The following is a 3,271-nucleotide window of genomic DNA, read 5'->3' on the forward strand; positions in this document are numbered from 1 at the left end:
CGACAGATCCACCCCGTCCACCTCGAAGCCCCACGCGGCCAGTTGAAGGGCGTTGCGCCCGGGACCACACCCCAGGTCCAGAGCACGGCCACCCCCGCCTATCAGCCCCCGGTCGAGATACCCGACCAGGTTCTCGTCCGGCTTGGCCACGAAGAACGGCACCGGCTTGTCCCGGTCGGCATAGAACCCGTCCCACCAGGAGGCAGCCCCGGAGGTCCAACGATCAGCCTCCGGCGCGAACAGCCCGTCCAGGAGCCGGAGTACATCGTCGACCGTACGAATGTCACGCCCACGCTGGTTCCGATCCGTCCGGTCCATCCGGCCCCCTCTCAGATGCGCCGATCGTAGGAGCGAACAGACCGAAAGCCGAGGTCAGCAAGTATCCGGGACGCTCACATGAACCCCGTCAACTCCCCCGTACCGGGCGGGAGTCGACGCCGAAAGGGCACCACCCCGGCGGCGCGGTGAAACCACGCCGGCACCCCGCCCAGGGGCCGCCAGGACGGCAGTCCCGGCCACGCCGGCCACACTTTTCAAGAACTCAGCCCACACTCGCCCTCTTGACGAGCGGTGCGTCCCGCGACAGCTCCCTGAACCCGAGGCCGTAGTACAGCCCGCGTGCCCGGGGATGTCCCGGCGCGCCCAGGCAGGCGACCGTCATGTGCGTGGCGCCGGCCGCTCGTGCCCGGCGCATCCCGTGCAGGAGCATCGACCTTGCCAATCCCAGGCGCCGGTACTCCGGATGCGTCCCGACAGGCTCGAACTCCGCCGTCCTGTTCGCCTCGTCGAGCCACATGATCGTCGAGGAGGCTATCGTTCCGTCCGGTGCCTCCACCAGGATGTGCAGGTCGCCGCGGTATCCCGGTGCCCGCCGGACACCCTCGTAGCTCTCGGCCGTGTATGCCGAGGGAGCCCACGCGTCGAGATGGGCCTGGACCGCGGCTTCGGGGCCGGCCTCGGCGGCGGTGCGGAACCTGAACCCGGCCGGAAGTACCGGCTGTTCCACATCCGTCAGGTCCCGCTCGTTGAGCTGGGTCCAGGACCCGGTGTCGCCGAGCGCGGCCGAGTCGGTCTCGTAGCCGTGCGCCGCCCATCGCTTCAGGGCGAACCCGTCCGCGGCGCTGGGCATCACCGTCCGCTCGATGCCCGCCGCCGTACCGTCGTACCAGTCGATCACCTCGTCGATCAGCCCGGCGTGGCCGGGGTGGACCTGATAGGTGAGGCAGGCGTCGGTGATGTCCTTGACCGACCCGTCGTTCCGCCGCATCCGGTGCGGAAGTCGGGCCCAGCCCCACGCCACCAGTTCCCCGCCGGAGAACCACAGCCGACGCGGCCGGCCCCTGTCCTCGTCGGCGCGCCCCTTGCCCCAGTTCCAGGCCAGCTCGCCGACCATCGCTTCGGCGTTCACCAGCTCCGGGCGGACGGCGGTGACTCGCTGCGCCAGCCCCTGCATGAGCCGCAGTTCCGCGGCGGTGACAAGCTCGACGTTCGTCATAGTGCGCCACCGTGTCAGAGCCCCGCGAAGTCGGCGAACCGTTTTCCGGGGCGCCGACCCGACATCCACCGCCGCGCGTCACGAACCGAACACCGTCAGGGCCAACACGCCCTGCTTCAGAACCAGTTCACTTACCGTGGCGCTACTTCGTCACCTTCACCGAGTCGAACGTCGTCCCCTCCGGCCCGATGCACACGAACCAGTTGGACGATGAACCGGCCGCCGGTCGGATCGCCGATTCGTCGCTGTTGACGTCGGCGCCCTCCGCGACCCTGCGGGCGACGGTCGACCTGCCGTCCTTCCAGCTGCACGTGACCTCCTGGGCGGTCTTGGCGACCTGGCCGATCACCAGGCGCTGCGGGGTGGTGTGCTTCGGGTCCAGGGAGAGCGCGACCGATTCGAGGTCGGTGCCCGCCATGACGTCCTTCGTGTCGACCGACTTCTGCGTGAGGAAGGCCGGCTTCCCGTCCCCGATGCTCCGGCGTGTGAAGAACGACGATTTACCGACCAGTTGGGACGATTTACTCACGTCCACCGGCACCTCGCCGTACGCCTTCATGCGCTGCAACTGGGCCCAGGCCTCCCCCTCGTCGCGCGGGGCACCCCACTCGTCGACGGTGACCCACCACTCCTTGCCGCCGACATCGCCCGTGCCGAGGACGGTCTCCTGCGGCGCGTACACATGCCGCTCCTCGGGTGTCGACGGCTCGGTCGCCCGCTGTGTCGCCGCCGGTGACACCTCGATCCCGTTCCCGTCGCGCAGGCCGGCCAGCGCGAGCGTGCCCGACGTGCCCGTGATCACCAGGGCCGCGGCCGTCGCGAGTGCCCAGCGGCGGGTCCGGCGTCGGCGGCCGCCGCGGATCACCGCCTGGTAGGGGGCTATGCCGATCTCGACCTCGTCCGCGGCGTCGGCCAGCAGGAGGGCGATGTCTCTGTCCGTCATGGTCTGGTTCGTCTCCTGGTCCGCGCTCATCACTTCCGCCCTCCCTGCGTCACCATCTCGGCGAGTCCCGGTATGGCGCGGAGTTTCGCGATCCCCTTGGCCGCGTTGCTCTTCACCGCGCCGACCGAGCAGCCCATCGCCTGGGCCGTCTGTGTCTCGGTCAGGTCTTCCCAGTACCGCAGCACCACCGCCTCCCGCTGCCTGGGCGGCAGTTGGGCCAGTGCCTGCAACAGGGCGCTGCGGTCCTCGGCCTGGGCGATGCGGTCACCGGTGTCGGCGATCTCGCGCGCCAGGCCCGAGTCGTCCTTGGGCGCCAGGAACTCCTTGAGCCGTCTGCGGTGTTTGCGTGCGTGTGCGTTGATCATCACGCGCCGTACGTACGCCTCCGGATCGTCGGCCGCGCCGACCTTGCGCCAGGCCACAAAGGTCTGTTCGAGCGTCGACTGGACCAGATCCTCCGCGGCGTGCTGCTCCCCCGTCAGAAGAAATGCCGTCCGCATCAGCCGCGGCCAGCGGCCGATGACAAAGCTCTGGAACCCGTCATCCCGAGCCTCCCGAGCCTGCTTGCGATCCCCCATGGGCACCTCCTAGATGTCTAAAGGAGTCCATGAGCCGCCCGGACCGTTGCCTCACTTCTCAAAAACCCTTGCCTCACTTCTCGAAACTCGTGGAAGCCGTGCCCTCCGCACTTCTGGAGGCCGTGCTCTCAGCACTTCTGGAGGCCGTTCCCTTCGCACTTCTGGAAGCCGCGTCCTCCGCGTCCACCGCGACATCCCCGTCCGCGCTCGCGCTCCCGCCGCTCACCCCGGCCACGGCAGGCCCCGCCCCCTTCC

4 protein-coding genes are annotated in these 3,271 nt (G+C 69.4%); all 4 read right to left on the bottom strand.

Going from position 1 to position 3,271, the window contains the following annotated elements; translation table 11 throughout:
- Positions 1–318, bottom strand: a 318-nt coding sequence (locus tag AC31A1_RS49025) for a class I SAM-dependent methyltransferase (protein WP_489659533.1), incomplete at its 3' end; no start/stop codon positions are given.
- 223 nt (positions 319–541) lie between these two features.
- Complete coding sequence (locus AC31A1_RS49030; protein ID WP_489659534.1) at positions 542–1,495, bottom strand: GNAT family N-acetyltransferase; 954 nt, start codon at positions 1,493–1,495, stop codon at positions 542–544.
- A gap of 142 nt (positions 1,496–1,637) precedes the next feature.
- Entirely contained in the window at positions 1,638–2,468 is an 831-nt protein-coding gene (locus AC31A1_RS49035) for a hypothetical protein (RefSeq protein ID WP_489659535.1), read from the bottom strand.
- Positions 2,468–3,016 (bottom strand): SigE family RNA polymerase sigma factor, encoded by a 549-nt coding sequence (locus AC31A1_RS49040; RefSeq protein WP_366491168.1) that lies wholly within the window; start codon positions 3,014–3,016, stop codon positions 2,468–2,470. Before AC31A1_RS49040 ends, AC31A1_RS49035 begins: the two co-directional genes overlap by 1 nt.
- Positions 3,017–3,271 lie beyond the last annotated feature (255 nt).

Source organism: Streptomyces sp. P5F9 (assembly GCF_057961495.1).

Excerpts from the sequence above, each read along its gene's own strand:
- AC31A1_RS49040 (WP_366491168.1), bottom strand. The coding sequence starts at position 3,016 with ATGGGGGATCGCAAGCAGGCTCGGGAGGCTCGGGATGACGGGTTCCAG.
- AC31A1_RS49035 (WP_489659535.1), bottom strand. The coding sequence starts at position 2,468 with ATGAGCGCGGACCAGGAGACGAACCAGACCATGACGGACAGAGACATC.
- AC31A1_RS49030 (WP_489659534.1), bottom strand. The coding sequence starts at position 1,495 with ATGACGAACGTCGAGCTTGTCACCGCCGCGGAACTGCGGCTCATGCAG.